Source organism: Chloroflexota bacterium (assembly GCA_016197225.1).
GTDB lineage: Bacteria > Chloroflexota > Anaerolineae > Anaerolineales > VGOW01 > VGOW01.
The window spans coordinates 38688-55698 of record JACPWC010000057.1 but is presented as its reverse complement, the minus strand read 5'-3'; the positions used below and the strand labels follow the sequence as shown (position 1 = coordinate 55698).

Sequence of the window (17011 nt, the reverse complement as noted above, 5' to 3'; positions counted from 1 at the left end):
CTTCACTTTTCCAGTGGCTGAAAGCCTCGCCCGAGGATCTCCTGTGCCGGGGCGATGATGCAGAAGGCATTCGGGTCTTCGGCCTTGATCAGCGATTTGAGGCGTTGCATTTCGGTGACGGTCACGGCAATCATCAGCACATCACGTTCCTGTTGAGCATACATGCCGCGCCCGTGTAGAGCGGTGAGGCCGCGATTCAATTCCTTGAGCACCCGGTCGGAAATTGCCTGCGGTTTGGAGGAGATGATGAAGGCTAATAACTGGTTGCGCTTTCGCCCGGTTGGCCGCGAGGCAGATCGGGGGCTGGCCGCCGTTTCGGAATCGCGCACTTCCATCGCTCGCCACAGGGTGTTGAGCACCGGGAAGTTGCCGCCCCATTTGGGCAAGACCTCTCCGGTGGCCTGATTGAGTCCGGCAGTGAGAAAGCCGATCATGAATAGCACTCCGTTGTACAACAGGCCGGCGGCAAGCACCGCCCAGCCGGGAACGGGGCCGAGGCCGGAGCGGACGATCATTTCTTCAAACGAGGCGGCCGGAACGGGATGTAGAAATGTCTTGAGCAACCAGGCGGCGGCCAGGATAAGAAAGATCCACAAATAGTTGCGGCGGAAGCGGCGGCCAAAAGCCTCCCACATGCTGATGGGGAAATCGGGCTGGAGGAGGCTTTCCGAGAGGCTCTCGGCCCATTCGGGACTGGGGGCAAATGGCGGCACGAGCATGGCGGCGTAGAAATCCGTTTCCATCAGCCGCGTGCGCAGACTCCATAATTCGTAATAGCGATAGCGGCGCGCCTCGATCCACAAGAAGAGAGTCACCAGAAAGGAAATACCCACTGCCGCCAATCACTGCCCAGTGCGGCGGCCAGGGCCGCCACACTCAAACACAGTCCGCCGAACAACGCGCTGTACTGAGTGAAACGTGTTGGGTCGGCCAAAAATGTGGCGACCGCCGCCTCGCTGGCAACCGCTTCGCGTTCAGGCGCCAGCCAGGCCTCATTCTCAATTCGCTCTAGCCATTCGTTCAGATTTTCGACGTCCCGCAAGTTATTTTCGGCGACGAATATTTGCCCGCCGCATTCGTGCAGAGCTAACCAGGCGTCGCGCACTTCCGACTCAAGCCACAAGATCGCTAACAAGATTGGCAGAGCGCCATGCCGCAAGAACCGCCCGGCCCCGTCAGTGCCCGGCAAAAACGGGATGAGCAAATCTGCGCCGATGATCACCCGCGCCAGATTTTCAACGGCGAAGGCCGGCGTGTCGGCATCCGAGCCGAAGGCGGAACGATAGAGCAAAGCGAACAGGGCCCAGTTGTCGAGGCAATGGAGTGGCACCGGGCGCTCGTAGGGCTTGAACCACAACGGCATGAGTTCCGACCAGCCACCGTTGGTTTCGGGCGTGGTCATCACGAGGTAAGCGGGCAGTTCGCCTTCGACGAGTGTTTGCCGCTGAGTGTGCACGCCGAGAGTTTCCATTGCCAGCGGTTGCGCCCAATTGAGCGCGCCCTGCGCCGCTTCGCGTGTGACGGCGAAACGTAAGCGTAGTTCGAGATAGTCGGGGAGTGTTGGCGGCGTCATGTGATCGCCGTCGTCGCCATCTGCCGCATCCCGGCCAACAGGTGGTCAGCCTCCGCCGTCCGTGCGAGCCAGGCGTCGGCAAGGGGCCGCCATTCTGGATACTTCTCTGCCCAAGCCCGATATTCCGTCGCCCATACCTGAACTTCGGCCTCCAATGTGCCAATTAACTGTTCAATCTGTTCCGCCTCGCCCGCGCTGGCGAACAACATCTCCGCCACTTCAAACCGCGATCCAAACGGGAGCCTCAACCCCAATGCCTTTGCCATCTGCCCCAGCTGTGAGCGTGAGAGAAACACGCCGCACTGCGCCGGGGCGAGGAAGAAGCGGACGAGGTCGCGAAGGGAAAGTTCTTCCTGCGGATTCAAGAATTGGAGAATTGGAGAATTGGCGATGGGTGCGGAAGGGGGCGCGTGGTGCGCAAACAGCGCTTCGCGGGTGATGTTGGCGAGGGCGCGATAAAAAGGCGGCGCGGCCGATTCCCGCTCGACGGCAAGGCAACATACAGCAATCCAGTCAAGAGATAATTCTCTACGCTTCGCGTCTAATTCTCCTAATTTTCCTAGAAACCCCAAACATAGTCCTACATGATCCGGTGCGCCGACCACATTCAGTTCGGGCGGCTGGTAGCCATGCGCCTCGTACAACGCCGCCATTTCCTGCGCCGCCGGGCCGTTCAATTCGCCAGACGGATCAGTGAAGGCCGTGCCGTAAGGGTAAACGTTGAGTAGAAAGACATCGGTGTAAGCGGAAGCAAGTTCGGTTGGATCGGCGAAGGGCAAATCCAACTCAGCCGCCGCGCGGGCCACTGCCTCTGCATCCGGTTCGTGAAGCCAGAGATGGGAAAGCAAAGGATGAACGCTTCGCGTGAAGGATGAAGGATGAAGCTTCATTTCGTAATTCATCCTTCATCCTTCTTAATTCGGTACGCGCTCACGTCGGGCCGGAACGGTCTCAGCATCCAATTGGGCCGCCGCCACTCGCCGGTCGGCGGGCGGGCCATCGCCAGCCAGCGCTTGTACACTTCGTGGGCTTTGTTCGTGTCTACGTGAACATCACCGTAACGGTCGCCGGGTTGCGCTCTTGTCACTTTCACTTTCTGATGCCAGCAGTGCATGCCGCTGATCGGGTCGGGCTGGACGGGGAAGGTGAGATTCTGGTGGACGCCGGCATCACTCCACCAGATGCGCTCGGTGTCCGGGTCGGAGGATTTGTACGGCTGGACGCCGTGGAGTTGAGTCAATTGCCACTGGCCGCCCGCCTCTTTTAGTTCAACCAGCGCCGAGGCGATCCGGTTTGTGCCGTCACCTTCGGTCAGCCGCCAGCGGCCGAGGTGATGCGAGCAGGCGATCACGCCGGGGCGGATGCCTTCGGTGACCCAGACTTTATCCACAAAATAACCGATCTCGGTTTCGACGCGCACCAACTCGCCCGTCTTAACTCCAAGCCGGTTGGCATCACTGGTGTGAATCCACGTCGGGTTGGAGTGCGAAATTTCAACCAGCCATTTGGCGTTGGCGCTTCGGGTGTGGATCAGAGTCGGGAGGCGATAGGTAGAAAGCAAAACGAACTCATTGGCCTCACGGTTGACCCGGCTGGGGTGGACGTGGCTCTCGATGTATTCGGGCGTGGCAACTTCGGGCCAGCCGAAATCGCGGAGGGTGGTCGAAAAGAATTCGAGTTTGCGCGACGGGGTGCGGAAGCCGAACTTTGGTTGGCCGCCGGCCATCACGCCGACGGGTCGCCCTAAGTCGGTGGTGACGGGGGCAGGAGTCGGCACGATGTTTTTCGGCGGCGTCATCGGAGTCTTGATGTAGATGATGCCCGTCGCCTCATCCACTTGCGCGTCAGTCATTTCTTCAGGCGCAAGCGTCCGGTCGTATTCAGTCAACGCGCCTTTGCGAATCTCGAACGCGCCATATTTCCGCATGTACGCCAGCGGCTTCAAGTCTTCCCTTGCGGCGGCCTCCGGCAGGCCGGGCACGGTGTTCTCAAACATCCAGCCGTAGAACTCGTCCATCGTAATGCGCTCGCCGGGGCGATAGGGCGACTCGAAATACTGACGGATGCCGAGTGCCCCGTCGGGGTCAATCTCCCAACTCAGGTCAATCCAGAACTCAGTCTCTTCCCAAACCTGGCCGGGGTTGGCTTCGTAGGTGCGGTTGACTTTCTTTCCCATTCGTTCCATCGCCACGCGATTGACCGGCTGGCGGAAAGCAATCCACTGCCCGGCATGCGTCTCCTGACTCATCAGGTCGTGGCGCTCGGAGGCGTGGCCCATCGGCAGAACGTAATCGGCCCACCACGCCGACTCGCTCCACGTGGGCGTGAGGGCGACGTGACAACCAATCTTCGACTCATCGCGCAGAGCTTCGAGCCAGGTGAAGCCATCGGGGTTCGTCCACATCGGGTTGTAGACGCGGGTGAAGTAGGTGTCGAGTTTGCCGCGCCCTTCTTTGAGGAAGTGCGGGAGGAGGATGCTCATCTCGAAGTAGGAGAGCGGATACTCGCGCGGCCAGGTGAGTTCGTTCCAGCGTTTGCCGTGCGGCGGGAACTTATGCGGGCGCGGCACCCACTTGTCCCACGCATTGGCCGAGGTGCCGCCCTCCACGCCGATGCTGCCGGTGAGGACGTTGAGGAAGAACAGGCAACGCGCCACCTGCCAGCCGCCGAGGTTGCCCGCGCCCGCACTACGCCAGTTGTGCGTCGCCAGTTTGCCGCCGCAGTTTGCAACATCCTCAGCAATCCTCCGCAACACAGCCGCCTCTACGCCCGACTCTTTTGCCGCATACTCAAACGTATATTTTGCGTATTGCTCTTTCAGCGCGGCCTCGAAATCATCGAATGACGACGGACGATGGACGATGGACGACGAGTCGTCTGTCGTCTGCCGTCCATCGTCTGCCGTCGCCTTTAGATACTCTTCCCAATTCACCCACTTCTTCACAAACTCCCGGTTGTATTTGCCAGTAGTGATGAGGTAGTTGGCGATGGCGAGCAGGATGGCGGCTTCCGAGCCGGGCCACGGCGCAATCCAGGTGTCGGCCATCGAGGCCGTGTTCGACAGCCGGGTGTCCCACACGATCAATTTTGCCCCGTTCATCTTGCCCTCGATGATGCGCTGGGCGTGCGGGTTGAAGTAGTGGCCGGTTTCGAGATGACTGCTGATGAGCAGGATGACGTTGGCGTTGGCGTGGTCGGGGCTGGGGCGGTCGAAGCCCATCCAAAAAGCGTAGCCCGCCCGCGCGCCCGACGAGCAAATGTTAGTGTGCGAGTTGTGGCCGTCCACGCCCCAGGCTGGAAGAATCCATTCCATGACGCCATCGTGGCCGGGGCGGCCAACGTGATACATGATCTCGTTGTGCCGCTCTTCTAAAAACGCTTTGCGAATACGACCGCCGATGTCCTTTAGCACTTCTTCCCACGTCACCCGCACCCACTTGCCTTCGCCGCGCTTTCCTGCGCGCTTGAGCGGATAGAGAATGCGGTCGGGGTCGTTGACTTGATTGATGGTGGCCGGGCCTTTGGCGCAGTTGCGGCCCCGGCTTCCGGGGTGGACCGGGTTGCCCTCGAACTTCCGCACCTGCATCGTCTCTTTATCCACCCAGCCCAGCAAGCCGCAAGCCGACTCGCAATTGAAACACACGGTCGGCACGAGCATGTAGTGCTTGGGCACTTTCTTCGGCCACTGTTTGTGATCCCACTCAACCCAGTCGTCCCATTTTTCGGGCGGCGGGTATTGTTGCAGGCGTTCACCTGCGTCGTTGTGTTGGGTGGTGAGGCGGGTAGGGGTGATGGTGTCAGTCATAGGCATCGTTTCATGTGGAGAGGATTGGAGAATTAGAGAATTCTCCAATCCTCTAATTCTCAATTATTCGGCACTTCCTGCGGAGCCATGACGAATGCCCATTCGTAAGCAAACAAGCCAACGAGAGAAAGCAGGCTTGCTACGGCCAATGCCACAGGCGAGTTGCCGACGAAGACAACGGTTGCCAGCGGTAGGAGCAGGCCGCCGGTGATGCTGAACCAATAGTGAGTCTTGTAGCGCCCGTGGGTGATCAGGTGGGCGGCAGTTGCCGCTACCTGGCTGGCGTGCGGCACAGCAAACTCGCCGCCGACGGTGATCAGCAAATTGACAAGCAGGCTCAACCCGAACGTCCAGGCCAGGGCGCGAGTTGAGTCGGGCGCAATGCCGAAGAATGGGCCAACCACGAGCAAGGCGGCGGCCCCGGCCATGATGGCTTGCACAAAGAAATGCCCTGGGAGCAGTGTGCTCTGCCACAAGTCGCGGCCCTCAGCCTGGGCAAAAAGGAAGGCGGTGTAAATTGCTGACAGGACGGCCAGGATGACGCCGGGCCACAGAAGGAGATTAGAGAATTGGAGATTAAAGAGGTAGCTGAGGAAATAGAGGCCGCCAACCCCGGTGAAGCCGACGAGGATAAATGCGCCTCTGGCCAGCCACGATCGCCATTGTGGTCGAATCAGAATCGTCCAGAATCGATCAGGCCGATCCAAATCCCAGACGAGGAGGCCGGTGTTGAGGCCGATGAAGAGCAGAGAGACGAAAGCGGCGACGGTGGTGAAGAGCGGCGTGGCCGGGAGCAGGCCCAGGGCCACGCCGACGGCGGCGACGATGAACGCGCCGGCGCCGATTGATTTGGCGACGAGGTACGACGGGACTTGCCAGTGCCAGGGAATCTTGTGGGGAGCGTTGTACGTTTCTCGCGGTGCAGCGGCGGAACGCACCAGGGCGCTCGCCATGTTTCCATCGCCAATTTGAATCGGGCCGCGCCAGTCACCCTGGCCGTGATTGGGCCACTCGGCCCACAACATGCCGCCGTCTTGCGTTGCGAGAGTTGGGACGATGGAGGACTCTTCGGCGTCAATGTAAAACAGTTTGGGCTTCGTGCCTTGCTCCGGTTTGCGGGCGCGCACCTGTTGCGTGGCAATCGCCCGCGCGATTTCGGAATTGGGGTCGTCGAGGTCGCCGGCGAGGATGGCGTGTTCGGGGCAGACGACGACACAGGCCGGTTCGAGGCCCACGTCCGTGCGATGAGCGCAGTAGTGGCATTTGGCGGCAGTGTTCGTATTCGGATCAATGTAAATGGCGTCGTAGGGGCAAGCCTGCATACAGGCTTTGCAGCCGATACACCGCGTCGGATCAAATTCGACGATTCCGTCTTTGCGCTGATACATCGCCGTGACCGGGCAGATGTAGACGCACGGCGGGTTGGCGCAGTGGTTACAGCGCGTCACTTGAAAGTAGCGGCGCGTGTCCGGGAAGACGCCCTTCTCGGTGTACTTCACCCATGTGCGGTTGACGCCGACCGCTACTTCGTTCTCGCTCTTACATGCGGTCGAGCAGGCGTGACAGCCGATGCATTTGCGGTTGTCAATGACAAAGCCGTAATTCATGAATACTCCATTTCATACAAAATACTCGGTCAATAACCCGTAGCCTCCGTCAACCAATATCGTCTGCCCCACGATCATGCCGGCGGCCTCGGAGCAAAGAAAAGCGACCACTCGCGCCACGTCTTCCGGTGTCACCAGCCGGCCGACCGGATTGCGGCGAGCTACGTGCGCCAAAGCGGCCTGTTGATCTATTGGTAGAGCCTCCAAAGCGTCGGTGTTGACGAGGCCGGGAGAAACGGCGTTGGCGATGATGCCCTTGCCGGCCAGTTCCACGGCCAGATAACGAGTCAAGGACTCTACAGCCGCTTTGGATACGCCCACAGCCCCGTAGTTGGGAACAGCGCGCGTGCTTCCCAAACTGGTGATCGTCACAATTCGCCCCCATCCCGCTCTTTCCATGTGTGGCACAGCGCGTTTGACGCACCGCAGGACGGAGCGCGCATTCACATCCATTGTCCAGTCCCAATGCTTGTCGGCAATCTCCAGCATGGGCGCATGAACCCCGCTGGCCGCATTGCCCACGAAAATATCACAGCGGCCAAAGGCGGCTTCCAACGAGTCGTACAAGGCCTCTATTTTGTCGGCCTCGGCCAAATTGGCTTTGAGGGCAACGGCCCGGCGGCCCAGTGCTGCAATGGCGGCAACCGTTTCTTCCGCCGCTTGTTGTTTGCGCGCGTAATGCACCACCACATCAGCGCCCGCCCCGGCCAGTTCCAGCGCAATCGCCCGCCCGATCCCGCGCGACGAGCCGGTGACGAGAGCCACTTTGCCGTTCAGCGAGCCGCCAGATGCGTTTGCCACTTCTTGAACAGTACCCCGCGCAGGCCGGCCTCGACCTGATCCCAGTCTTGCGCCGGATCGGACTCCAGGCAGGCCTCCTCAATCACGTCGTCACGCAAGCGGAACGCGGCTCGAATGCGGCTACCTTCCCTATCCGCTTCAGCGGCGCGGATGAAGACGCCGCGCGAGATTTTGAGCGCCGACATAGGCTGGCCGCCATTGTTATGGAGGTTCAACCATTGATACGAGACCAGCCGTTTCTCGACTGCTTCAATCTTTCGCATCTCTTCATCGGTCAGTTTGCCCTCTTCGACAGAGCGATTAAGGGCGCGGGCAAACTCTTCAATCAAGGTATATTGAACTTCAAACGGCGCGACGGGATAAGATAGCTCGGCCCAGAGTGTCGTCAACCGTGCGCGTAAAGCGTCGGCGGCCAATTGGCGAAAAGCTTCGGAGGGAACTCGCCAGGCCCGTATCATCTTGTCGTAATCAAAATCGAACAGCAGGTTGCCGACGACCACTGCCGCCTCGCCGATCCGCGCCCCGCCGATGCCGGCGATGCGTTTGCCGTTCACCTCGATCTCATTCTCGCCGCATAATTCTGCTTTCAAGCCCAGTCTTTGCAGAGCCGCTACCGGCGCGGCCAGCAATCGGGCATAGACATCGGTGATAAGGGCCGGGACGCGCATGTGGTGAAAGACACACTGATAAAACAGTTGGTTGACATCCAAATACGTCACCCCCCCGCCCACCCGCCGCCGGACGATAGGCAAGTGCATCCGGGCGCACGCCGCGCGATCCAGCACCGAATGCAATTCCTGGTGATAGCCCAGGCAAAGATACGGTTGTAAGGGTTGGGCCAGGATGAGGGTGTCCGGCGAGTCCGCCGTCATTGTCTCCGCCAGGGCGTGATAGACCGACTGGGTTTTGAGCCAGTGCGTCGGGCCGAGAGTGAGAAGGCGAATCGCGGACGGCATTTCGCGTATTGCGTATTGCATATTCCGTATCCGCCGTTTTGCTTACGTAATACGGAATACGCAATACGTCACTGCCAGATTTCTTCCAGCCTCATCTGCTGGCGAATCTGAACCAGGTCATCGGCCTCCGGCAGGAAGGGATAATCACGAAACTCTTCGGCGGGGCGGTACGAGCCATACGGGCGATTGCAGGCCATGACGCCGTTTTTATCGGGGCAACCGTTGGTCATGAAGGGCATGCCGGTGTTGATGGCGACTTCGACCATGATATCGGGTGCGTTGATGCGCCTGATTTCTCCACTAGCATTGAATTCAATTGCATCGCGCGGCAAGTCGCGCTCCTCGACGAGATGCTTGGTGAGTTGAATGCGCCGCCAGCGATGGATCGGCGCGCGCGGCACGGCTTGCATGGCCGTGCCGGGTTCGGGATTGAACGAGAACAAGTAACCGGCGATCTGCTCTGACTTGAGTTGGTAGAAGAGGTTGACCAGATCGCGGTCGGTCTCGCCGAGGCCGACGATGATGTGGCAGTTAACCTTCATTGGCCCGAATAATTGGCGGGCGGCGCGGACGATGTGCCAGTGGTGATCCCAGTCGTGCGGGCCGCGCGCGCCTTTGCCGCGTGTGTTATGGAACACGTCCTCGCTGGCTCCATCCAACCCAACACCGATGATGTCGGCGCCGGCTTCTTTGATGTGAACCAGCCGCTCTTCGTTGAGCGTGGTGGCCGACACGAGGGCCGAAATCGGCACATCGCTCAGGCGGCGCACGCGCCGAGTCATGTCAATCAGGTCGTCGTAGGCGCGATGGTCTTGCACCTGAGCGATGCACACCCGACCTACCCGTTCCTGATGTTCGGCAATTTTCTCGGCTACTAGGTCGGTCGGGAACAACGGCCAGGCCACGCGGATGAAGGTATTGTCTTCCGGCGCGCCGGGCCGCTCGCGGGCCAGACCGCAATAGGTGCAATTGGCGTAACAGCCCTCGGGATAGTTTTGCAGCAGATTGATGCACCCGCAGTGCGCGCCCCGATACAAACGGCCCCGCTTAAGCCCCAATTCAATCGCCGCCGCCATGCTAATACGCACATACTCCGGGCTGATTTGCAATTGCTCGCTTTGCTCTTTGGTTGAAAGCGTTACTTTAGCCATTTACCAGTTCACTCCACAACATGCATCTACGAACTTTGGTGTGAGACCGCGCTCGCGGGCATAGGCGATGATGCCTTCCGCCGGATAAGCAATGCCGTTCAACCCGGCGTCCACCGCCGCCCGATCAATGTCGGCCTTGATCTTGCCGAGTGGCCGCGCACAGCCAAGCATCACCGGCGTGGCCGGCAGGGTCTGGCGGGCGAGGGCAAAGAAATCGGCAACCTCGGTGACCGGCGGCGGAGTCACACCCACCATCGGCGTCCCCGTCAGCGGCATCAGGATCACCAGCACCAAAAATTTCCGGGCGTGGCGAGCAATCATATCGAGCGCCGCCCACTCACCGCGCATCTGCCCGAAGTGCAGGCCGAGGATGATGTGCGGCACGGCGGGAACTTCGTAGCGTTCTAATCGTTCCAACACAGCCTCGTACTCGGCGGCGGTTGTCTCAAGGTGATAGACCTCGCGGATGGTCGCGTCGTCGCCGATGATGTCCACCATTGCCCCGTCAATTCCCACTTCGGCCAGACCGGCGACGGTTTCTTCATCGGGCAGGCCGGGGTGAACGCGGATGGTGAAATCCAGTTCGCGCCGAGCGCGAATCAGATCGGGGAGATGACGGAGAAGCGGCACGCGCCCGTGCCGGTCGCACCCGCCGGACACCAGCACGCCGCGCGCGCCACGTTCGGCGAGTTCACAACATAAATCGAAGAGCGAGCCGTCGAACTTTGGCAGAGCCGTCATGCCTTCGAGCACGTGGGTTTTGCAATGCTCACAGGCCAGGGCGCACTCGGTGCCGGTGACGCTAATAGACACAAAACGTGTCAGTTCTTGCGTCGCGTATTCGGACGTTTTGAAGCGTTTGAGGCCGGGCGCGTGAAAGACGATTTCTTTCTCAGGCATGTACGCCCTCCGGCGTGACGAAGCAGCCATACGGATCGGCGCGAGCCGCCGACTCGGCGGTCTGCGCCCGGCGGACGGCTTGTTGAATAACCTGCGTCAGCGAGTCGAGCGGCAGACGCGAAAAGTCGTGAGCGCGTCTGGCGTGGGCCTCGGCCAGGGTGGCGGCGACGGCATTCGGATCGGCAGTATGCCAACGGAGACTCGCTTCAAGATCCGCTACCGCGCCTTCGGCGGCAAAGAAGTCGCCGCCGATAAAGGCGGCTTTGATCGTGTTGCCGGCCAGCGTCACGCGCGCGTCGAGCAGGCCGCCGGACGTTTTGAGTTTGGCCGAGCCGAGCGCGTCTGGCACGGCGGTGGTCTGATTTACCCACTCGACGGTGTCATACTTAAGAGATTGGAGATTAGAGATTGCGCGGCATTCGTCGGCGGTGAAACCGCCGGCGTGGAGCGAGACACCGAAGGCGGCGGCGTAGCCGTCGGCGATTCGCGCCCGGACTTCGTTCAACGCAATCTCGCGCCCGATCTCGCGGCGCACAGTCGTCACCCGGTCGGCAACGGTGGCGATTTCTTTGTCCGAGATTTTCTCAAACGGCGTTTTGAGGACGCGCAACATGAGCGGGATGTCGAGGCCGACGAGCAGGGAGGCGTGAAAGAGCAGGCCGCCTCGCGGCGCGCGGTAGATGCCCAGCCCGACGATCTTGCGCCCGTTGACTTCGATGTCGTTCTTGCGCCGGAACGAGGCGGCGACACCGAGCGACTGCAACCCCTTAACCACGCCTGCCGAAAACTGGGCCATGAGTTCGCGGGCGCGGCTGTACGAATCATCGCCGGCTCCCGGAATGGTCAGCGCCACGCCAAGTTGATCGGCGCCCATGATAATCGCGCCGCCGCCGGTGGGGCGGCGGTTGAGGGCGATGCCATTGGCCTCGCAATACTCGCGATACACTTCGTTATCGAGATTTTGAAAACGCCCGACGAGGGCGCAATGAGATTGATAGGTGTACAGCCGCAGAGTCGGCTCGCTCTCGCTCGCGCCGACTCGCGCCGCGAGGCACTCGTCGGCGGCGAGGCCGAAAGAGGCGGTTGCACCGTCGTCAGTGATGAGTCGCCAGTTCATCATCTGCTAACCAATCCAGCCCTGCGCCCGGTATCGCTCAATTTCCGCCTCGACCCAGAGCTTCAACTCCGCGCCGTGAACGAGTTCGACAGAGTCACGTTCCCAGTCCGAAGGCGCGAGTTGGACGATCCAGCCTGCGCCGTAAGGATCGCGGTTGATCAGGCTGGGATCGTGCAGAACAGCTTCGTTGCGCGCAGTGATGACGCCGCTGACGGGCGCGATCAGATCGCCCACCATCTTTGCCGCCTCCAGACTGCCGAGGGTCTCGCCGCGCCGCGCCGGGAGGCCGACGGCTTGCAGTGAGAGGTAAGCCATGTCGCCGAGCGACTCGAGGCCGAGCGCATCAAGGCCGATGGTGACCCCTTCGCCGTCAGGCCGCACCCAAACGTGAGTGGCGCGGTCGTAATAAAGTTCGGGCGGAAAAGAATAATGACCGTTCGTAGGCATAAGGTCTCCGATTCAAATTTCTGTTTCGTCAATGCAACGAAAACATTTCACCTGCAATTCTTCTATCTTCTTCTTGTATGCTTCCACCGCCGCCGCGCCGGTGAGGAGGTGAACGCGTTCGGCTTCAAGATTGGCCGAGCGCACCTTCACCAACCAACCCGCGCCGTAAGGGTCTTTGTTGGCCAGCAAAATGTCGCGCTTGAAACCGGCCTCGTTCGTTTCGACGATCTCGCCGCTGAACGGCATGGGAAACGGCCCCACCCATTTGGCCGACTCAATGGTGGCCGCGCTCTTGCCTTGCAAAACGACTTTGCCCGGCTTCTTGAAGGCAATGTTGACCAGCTTGCCGCCCCGCGTCTGGGCGATGTCGGTCATCCCCAGCACCGCCTGATCAGCTTCGAACCGAATCCACACGTCTCGCTCAAGGTCGAAGTAAAGGTCTTCGGGAATGTCGCAACCGTAGTAAACAGTCATTGGTTAATGAACAATGAGGGAATGAACAATGAACAATGAGAAGCGCACGTTGTTCATTGTGTCATTGTTCATTGTTCATTTGAGACAGTCTATCCCCTGCTCGTCCAAAAACTTCTGATAAGCCGCAATGCCTGTTGCACCTGTGACCAGATCAGCCGAGTCCGCCTCCCAGTTGTCGGGCTTGATTTTGACAAACCAGCCTTCGCCATAAGGATCAGAGTTGAGCAGGCCCGGCCTGGCTTTAAGTGCGGCGTTGACTTCGGTGATGGCGCCGTTGACGGGCGCGGTGACCGGCCCCACCCACTTGCCGCTCTCCACCGTGCCCGCGCTCTTGCCCTTCTTCACCGGCTTGCCCGCCTCTTTCGCCGTGGCCGAGATGATGGACTTGGCGAGAAATTGGGCCACGTCGGTGATGCCAACGACGACGGTTCCATCGGCTTCGCGCCGGCACCAGGTGTGTTTCTCTACCCAATAGTAGAGGTCGTCGGGGATGTTGCAGTTGTTACAGATCGCCATGATTGCCTCTGTGAAATAGAGAATTGGAGGAGTAGAGAATTCTCTAATTCTCTGCTTCTCCAGTCTCAGGATGCTTCTCCGTCAGGTGATACAACAATTGATCAAACGCCACCAGCGCAATCTCGCTTTTGAACTCTTCGAGGAAGCGCGGGTCTTTGTAGCGCGGCTTGACGGCGTGCTGGTATTTCAAGCCGCACACCGGGCAGGCGACGATATATTTCATCTTCCCCGTCTCCTCGTCGTGCTCGGTCGCCACCAAATCCAAATGCGCCTCGGCCAGGTGGCGGTGGAGCTTCATGCGGGTGTCGGCGAAGTCACAGTGAGGACACTTCATTGTAAAAAGTTATCAGTGAACAGTGATCAGTAAACAGTGTTTACTGATCACTGATCACTGATCACTGTTCACTAGTAACCGGTTTCAACACCTCTCCCAACTTCGTCGCTGTGGCCTCAGAGATGCTTTGGATGAGGCCGACGAGGGCCGCGCCCGCCGCCGTGCCTTGCACCTGATCGGTGTCAATATTCCGCCCGGCCAGGCCAACCTGCACGAGGTCATTCACCCGTTCGGTGAGGGCTAGCCGCCCCAGACCGGTGGCCGTTTCGAGTTCGGCAATGGGCGCGGACGTATGCGCCGAGAGAAACGCAAGAACAGCGAAGTTCGTCGGGTCGGTTGCGGCGCGCAGGGCGCGCAGGGTCATGTCGGCAGCGGCCTCTTGCAGCGCGCCGTCACCTTGCGCGGCCAGCCACTCGCCGGTGCCGGACTCCAGCCGGTCGAGGCGATCAAGCATCCGCGCCATGTCGCGCAGTCGCATGGCGAGGGCGAGAGAGAGGTCAGTGAGGCCTTGAGGCATAAGGGTCGATTTTAGTGGCGGCAGCGGGACTAGTAGTCCGCCAAGCCTGTTTTGATGGGTGGCAGTTGCACTGCCGCCCGCGCCGCAGTACAACTGCGGCGGATCAGGCACTCATCAATTTAGCATTGGCTGACTACTAACCGAGACACCCGTTGAACATATTTGCCTGCTGGCGGTGGCCAGGTTGCATAAGCTACTGTTTGAATTCCCAATTGTCTTCATACCGTTCTGCGGTTGGAGTGGAGATTCTATATTTCTCTTCCGCAAATCCAATCCGAAAAAGACGCATCGGATTGTCTTTGCCTTTCATTTCCAGCCACAAGCGATGTTGCGCCAGAACATATCGCGCGACGACGGCGCTGGGCACGATGAAGTACCTCGCGATCTTTGATTCCAATCGGAATGTCACGAAACAATACCAGAGCTCTGGCCTTGAAATGGATTCGTGTTTCTTGTTCATAATCCAGCCACTCACAAAGCGTCCGAACAATTTTGAAACAGGCGGTCGCTTTCTACTATCCAGATTGGTCTTCACTTCAAGTTGATAAAACTGGTTTGTGCGTGGGTTCGAGACCAAAATGTCCACGTTTTTCGTTCGGCCCAGGGTCATGTTGGCATCGTAGCCCCATAGAGCAAGGCGTGATAACGCCGCGAATTCGCCCGCAAGGGAGACGGAGTTGGGCGAGATTCTAGTTTTGCTCTTGGTTTTGTTCATTGGAGCGTTTAACATGCAACCTAGCCATCCTCACCCCATCGCCTCCGCCACCAACTGAATCACATCCCGCACTTCAATTTTACCCTCGTTACCCGTCGTCTTCACCGCGTCGGTATACATCACCACGTCCTTCGGGCAGGCGACGATGAAGAGGAGCTTCTTGCCGCTTGCGCCGTTGGCCGTGTGGCCGAGGGCGGCCAGGGCTTCGCGGATGCGGTTCTCCGCCGGGCGCTCGCCTTCGGGCGTCGTCCCCATCCAGATTTGGCCGCCGCCCGCGCCACAGCAGTACGAGTTCTCTTTGTTGCGTTGCATCTCCACGAAATCACAGCCCGTCGCCTGAATCAGGGCGCGGGGCGGGTTGAAGCCTTTGTTGTAGCGCCCGAGGTAACACGGATCGTGGAAGGTCACCCGATAGTCGAGTTTCTTATTGAGTTTGATCTTGCCTGACTCGATCAGTTGCGCCAGCAAGCGGGTGTAGTGAATCGTCTCCCACTTGCCGCCGTAGTCCGGGTACTCGTTCTTGAGCGCGTTGAGGGTGTGGGGGTCGGTGGTGATGACGCGCTCGAACTTGGCTTTGCTCATGGCCGCAATGTTCTGCTCGGCCAACTGCTCGAAGAGGCCTTCCTCGCCCACCCGCCGTACGTCGTTGCCGGAATTCTTCTCGGCCTCGTACAGGATGCCGAAGTCCACGCCAGCGCCGGTCAGCACGCGGGCCACGGTGCGGGTGATCTCCTGGGCACGCGCATCAAACGAAGCATAGTCGCCGACGAACCACAAATACTCGGCCTGCTCCTTGCGAACATCTTTGATCTTGAAATCGAGTCCGGTCTGCGTCCACTTGGCCCGGTTGCGGGCCGCCTGCCCGAACGAGTTGCCGGTCTTGCCGATCTTCTCCAGCGTGGACTGCACGCCGCTGTCCAGTTCCGCGCCGTCGTTCACCAACCGGCGGCGGATGTCAATGATGTCGGCCATTGGCTCGTTGCCGACCGGGCAGACGCGCACGCAGGCATAACAGGTGGTGCAGGCCCACACTGCGTCAGGGCTGATGGCGAATTCGGTGAGGGGCGGCGAGGCGGCACCCCCGGCGAAGGCGGTGAAATTAGCGTTGAGCCAGTAGCGTTTGTTGATCTCCAGCGCCGAGGGACTCAGAGGTCGCAGTGAATTGTGCGCCGGGCAAACGTCCTGACAGCGATTGCACATGATGCAGGCGTAAGCGTCGAGCAGGCGCGGCCAGGCGAGATCACTCAATGCGCCCGCGCCGGGCAACCCTGAGCTTGCCGAAGGGTCGAGATGGCCACGCTCACCCTGTTTTGCCAATGCCAGATTGACCGGCGCGACCATGATGTGAATGTGCTTGCTGATGATGAAGTAGGGAAGGAAGACGACGATGAGGCCGATGGCCAGCCACCACGTCGTGTGAATCGCCGCCGTGTAGTCGGGCCAGCCGCGCAGGGCGAGCGACAGGGCGCTGGCAAACGGCTGCATTGGATTGAAGACCTGCATCTCGGCCAGGCGGAAGGTCTGCCCCATGAAACGCGAGCCGACGTGAAACAGGATGAAGCCGCCGACGATGAGCGAGTCGCGTTTGATACCGCCCGCTTTGACCGGGGCGTACAACAATACATCCTTGTTGTAGTCGAGCCGCTTGTCTTTGGCAATGAAACGGCGGACGAGGAAGGCGACGACGCCGACCAAAACGCCGATGCTCAACAAATCGCCGGCCAGGTTCAACAGGCCGAGGGGGAAGGCGGAAATTTCGGCGGTGGAGTAGTCGGAGATGAAGCCTTCCAACACGTCGTTGACGTTGACCAGGAAGTAATACGAGAAGCCGAAGAAGATGAGGGCGTGAAAGGTGGTGAGGATAGGGCGCGATTTGTAGATCGGCTTTTGCAGGCCGACTTCAAGCAAGGCTTTGATAGCTTGAGGGATGAAAGATTGGAGATTAGACGCTTCGCGTGGAGAATTGGAGATTGGACGCCCGCGCCGCACGATGCGGTAGATGTTGTAGAAGCCCCAGGCAGTGAAACCGCCGAAGACGGCGGCCATGAGGAAGAAGATGATCTTTTCGACAAGAGTCAGCATGACGTTTTTAACTGAC

General features: G+C 59.8%; 17 protein-coding genes. All 17 read right to left on the bottom strand.

The features are described 5' to 3' along the window. Positions 1–2: 2 nt before the first annotated feature. On the bottom strand, positions 3–833 hold the full coding sequence (locus HYZ49_09865) for a DUF2270 domain-containing protein (protein ID MBI3242584.1): 831 nt from the start codon (positions 831–833) through the stop codon (positions 3–5). Then, complete coding sequence (locus tag HYZ49_09860) at positions 812–1573, bottom strand: hypothetical protein (GenBank protein ID MBI3242583.1); 762 nt, start codon at positions 1571–1573, stop codon at positions 812–814. Before HYZ49_09860 ends, HYZ49_09865 begins: the two co-directional genes overlap by 22 nt. After that, positions 1570–2475: a molecular chaperone TorD family protein gene (locus tag HYZ49_09855; GenBank protein ID MBI3242582.1), complete on the bottom strand. Its 906-nt coding sequence runs from the start codon at positions 2473–2475 to the stop codon at positions 1570–1572. The genes HYZ49_09860 and HYZ49_09855 overlap by 4 nt, the downstream gene beginning before the upstream one ends. After that, complete coding sequence (locus HYZ49_09850) at positions 2472–5378, bottom strand: molybdopterin-dependent oxidoreductase (GenBank protein MBI3242581.1); 2907 nt, start codon at positions 5376–5378, stop codon at positions 2472–2474. Before HYZ49_09850 ends, HYZ49_09855 begins: the two co-directional genes overlap by 4 nt. A 59-nt stretch (positions 5379–5437) precedes the next feature. Further along, positions 5438–6985, bottom strand: a complete 1548-nt coding sequence (gene nrfD, locus HYZ49_09845) for a polysulfide reductase NrfD (GenBank protein ID MBI3242580.1) — start codon at positions 6983–6985, stop codon at positions 5438–5440. 12 nt (positions 6986–6997) lie between these two features. Beyond that, positions 6998–7762, bottom strand: a complete 765-nt coding sequence (fabL, locus tag HYZ49_09840) for an enoyl-[acyl-carrier-protein] reductase FabL (GenBank protein ID MBI3242579.1) — start codon at positions 7760–7762, stop codon at positions 6998–7000. Then, positions 7759–8763 (bottom strand): lipoate--protein ligase family protein, encoded by a 1005-nt coding sequence (locus tag HYZ49_09835; protein MBI3242578.1) that lies wholly within the window; start codon positions 8761–8763, stop codon positions 7759–7761. The genes fabL and HYZ49_09835 overlap by 4 nt, the downstream gene beginning before the upstream one ends. A 47-nt stretch (positions 8764–8810) precedes the next feature. Beyond that, on the bottom strand, positions 8811–9893 hold the full coding sequence (locus HYZ49_09830; protein MBI3242577.1) for a radical SAM protein: 1083 nt from the start codon (positions 9891–9893) through the stop codon (positions 8811–8813). After that, complete coding sequence (locus tag HYZ49_09825; protein ID MBI3242576.1) at positions 9894–10823, bottom strand: radical SAM protein; 930 nt, start codon at positions 10821–10823, stop codon at positions 9894–9896. Then, positions 10786–11913: a hypothetical protein gene (locus HYZ49_09820; protein ID MBI3242575.1), complete on the bottom strand. Its 1128-nt coding sequence runs from the start codon at positions 11911–11913 to the stop codon at positions 10786–10788. Before HYZ49_09820 ends, HYZ49_09825 begins: the two co-directional genes overlap by 38 nt. Positions 11914–11916: 3 nt before the next feature. Beyond that, positions 11917–12357: a glycine cleavage system protein H gene (locus tag HYZ49_09815; protein MBI3242574.1), complete on the bottom strand. Its 441-nt coding sequence runs from the start codon at positions 12355–12357 to the stop codon at positions 11917–11919. A gap of 12 nt (positions 12358–12369) precedes the next feature. Next, positions 12370–12831 (bottom strand): glycine cleavage system protein H, encoded by a 462-nt coding sequence (locus HYZ49_09810; GenBank protein ID MBI3242573.1) that lies wholly within the window; start codon positions 12829–12831, stop codon positions 12370–12372. A 75-nt stretch (positions 12832–12906) separates the two neighbouring features. Continuing rightward, the gene (gene gcvH / locus HYZ49_09805) at positions 12907–13347 is read right to left on the bottom strand and encodes a glycine cleavage system protein GcvH (GenBank protein MBI3242572.1); all 441 of its coding nucleotides are present in this window, start codon (positions 13345–13347) and stop codon (positions 12907–12909) included. A gap of 43 nt (positions 13348–13390) precedes the next feature. Continuing rightward, entirely contained in the window at positions 13391–13681 is a 291-nt protein-coding gene (locus HYZ49_09800) for a hypothetical protein (GenBank protein MBI3242571.1), read from the bottom strand. A 61-nt stretch (positions 13682–13742) separates the two neighbouring features. Next, positions 13743–14198 (bottom strand): hypothetical protein, encoded by a 456-nt coding sequence (locus HYZ49_09795; GenBank protein MBI3242570.1) that lies wholly within the window; start codon positions 14196–14198, stop codon positions 13743–13745. A 193-nt stretch (positions 14199–14391) separates the two neighbouring features. Next, positions 14392–14913 carry a hypothetical protein gene (locus HYZ49_09790; GenBank protein MBI3242569.1) on the bottom strand — a complete coding sequence of 174 codons (522 nt, stop codon included), beginning with the start codon at positions 14911–14913 and terminating at the stop codon, positions 14392–14394. Between the two features lie 30 nt (positions 14914–14943). Then, on the bottom strand, positions 14944–16995 hold the full coding sequence (locus HYZ49_09785; protein MBI3242568.1) for a (Fe-S)-binding protein: 2052 nt from the start codon (positions 16993–16995) through the stop codon (positions 14944–14946). Positions 16996–17011 lie beyond the last annotated feature (16 nt).

Coding starts and splice junctions, on each gene's coding strand:
- HYZ49_09860 (MBI3242583.1), bottom strand. CDS start 1,573: ATGACGCCGCCAACACTCCCCGACTATCTCGAACTACGCTTACGTTTC.
- HYZ49_09855 (MBI3242582.1), bottom strand. CDS start 2,475: ATGAATTACGAAATGAAGCTTCATCCTTCATCCTTCACGCGAAGCGTT.
- HYZ49_09850 (MBI3242581.1), bottom strand. CDS start 5,378: ATGACTGACACCATCACCCCTACCCGCCTCACCACCCAACACAACGAC.
- nrfD (MBI3242580.1), bottom strand. CDS start 6,985: ATGAATTACGGCTTTGTCATTGACAACCGCAAATGCATCGGCTGTCAC.
- HYZ49_09835 (MBI3242578.1), bottom strand. CDS start 8,763: ATGCAATACGCAATACGCGAAATGCCGTCCGCGATTCGCCTTCTCACT.
- HYZ49_09830 (MBI3242577.1), bottom strand. CDS start 9,893: ATGGCTAAAGTAACGCTTTCAACCAAAGAGCAAAGCGAGCAATTGCAA.
- HYZ49_09825 (MBI3242576.1), bottom strand. CDS start 10,823: ATGGCTGCTTCGTCACGCCGGAGGGCGTACATGCCTGAGAAAGAAATC.
- HYZ49_09820 (MBI3242575.1), bottom strand. CDS start 11,913: ATGATGAACTGGCGACTCATCACTGACGACGGTGCAACCGCCTCTTTC.
- HYZ49_09815 (MBI3242574.1), bottom strand. CDS start 12,357: ATGCCTACGAACGGTCATTATTCTTTTCCGCCCGAACTTTATTACGAC.
- HYZ49_09810 (MBI3242573.1), bottom strand. CDS start 12,831: ATGACTGTTTACTACGGTTGCGACATTCCCGAAGACCTTTACTTCGAC.
- gcvH (MBI3242572.1), bottom strand. CDS start 13,347: ATGGCGATCTGTAACAACTGCAACATCCCCGACGACCTCTACTATTGG.
- HYZ49_09800 (MBI3242571.1), bottom strand. CDS start 13,681: ATGAAGTGTCCTCACTGTGACTTCGCCGACACCCGCATGAAGCTCCAC.
- HYZ49_09795 (MBI3242570.1), bottom strand. CDS start 14,198: ATGCCTCAAGGCCTCACTGACCTCTCTCTCGCCCTCGCCATGCGACTG.
- HYZ49_09790 (MBI3242569.1), bottom strand. CDS start 14,913: ATGAACAAAACCAAGAGCAAAACTAGAATCTCGCCCAACTCCGTCTCC.
- HYZ49_09785 (MBI3242568.1), bottom strand. CDS start 16,995: ATGCTGACTCTTGTCGAAAAGATCATCTTCTTCCTCATGGCCGCCGTC.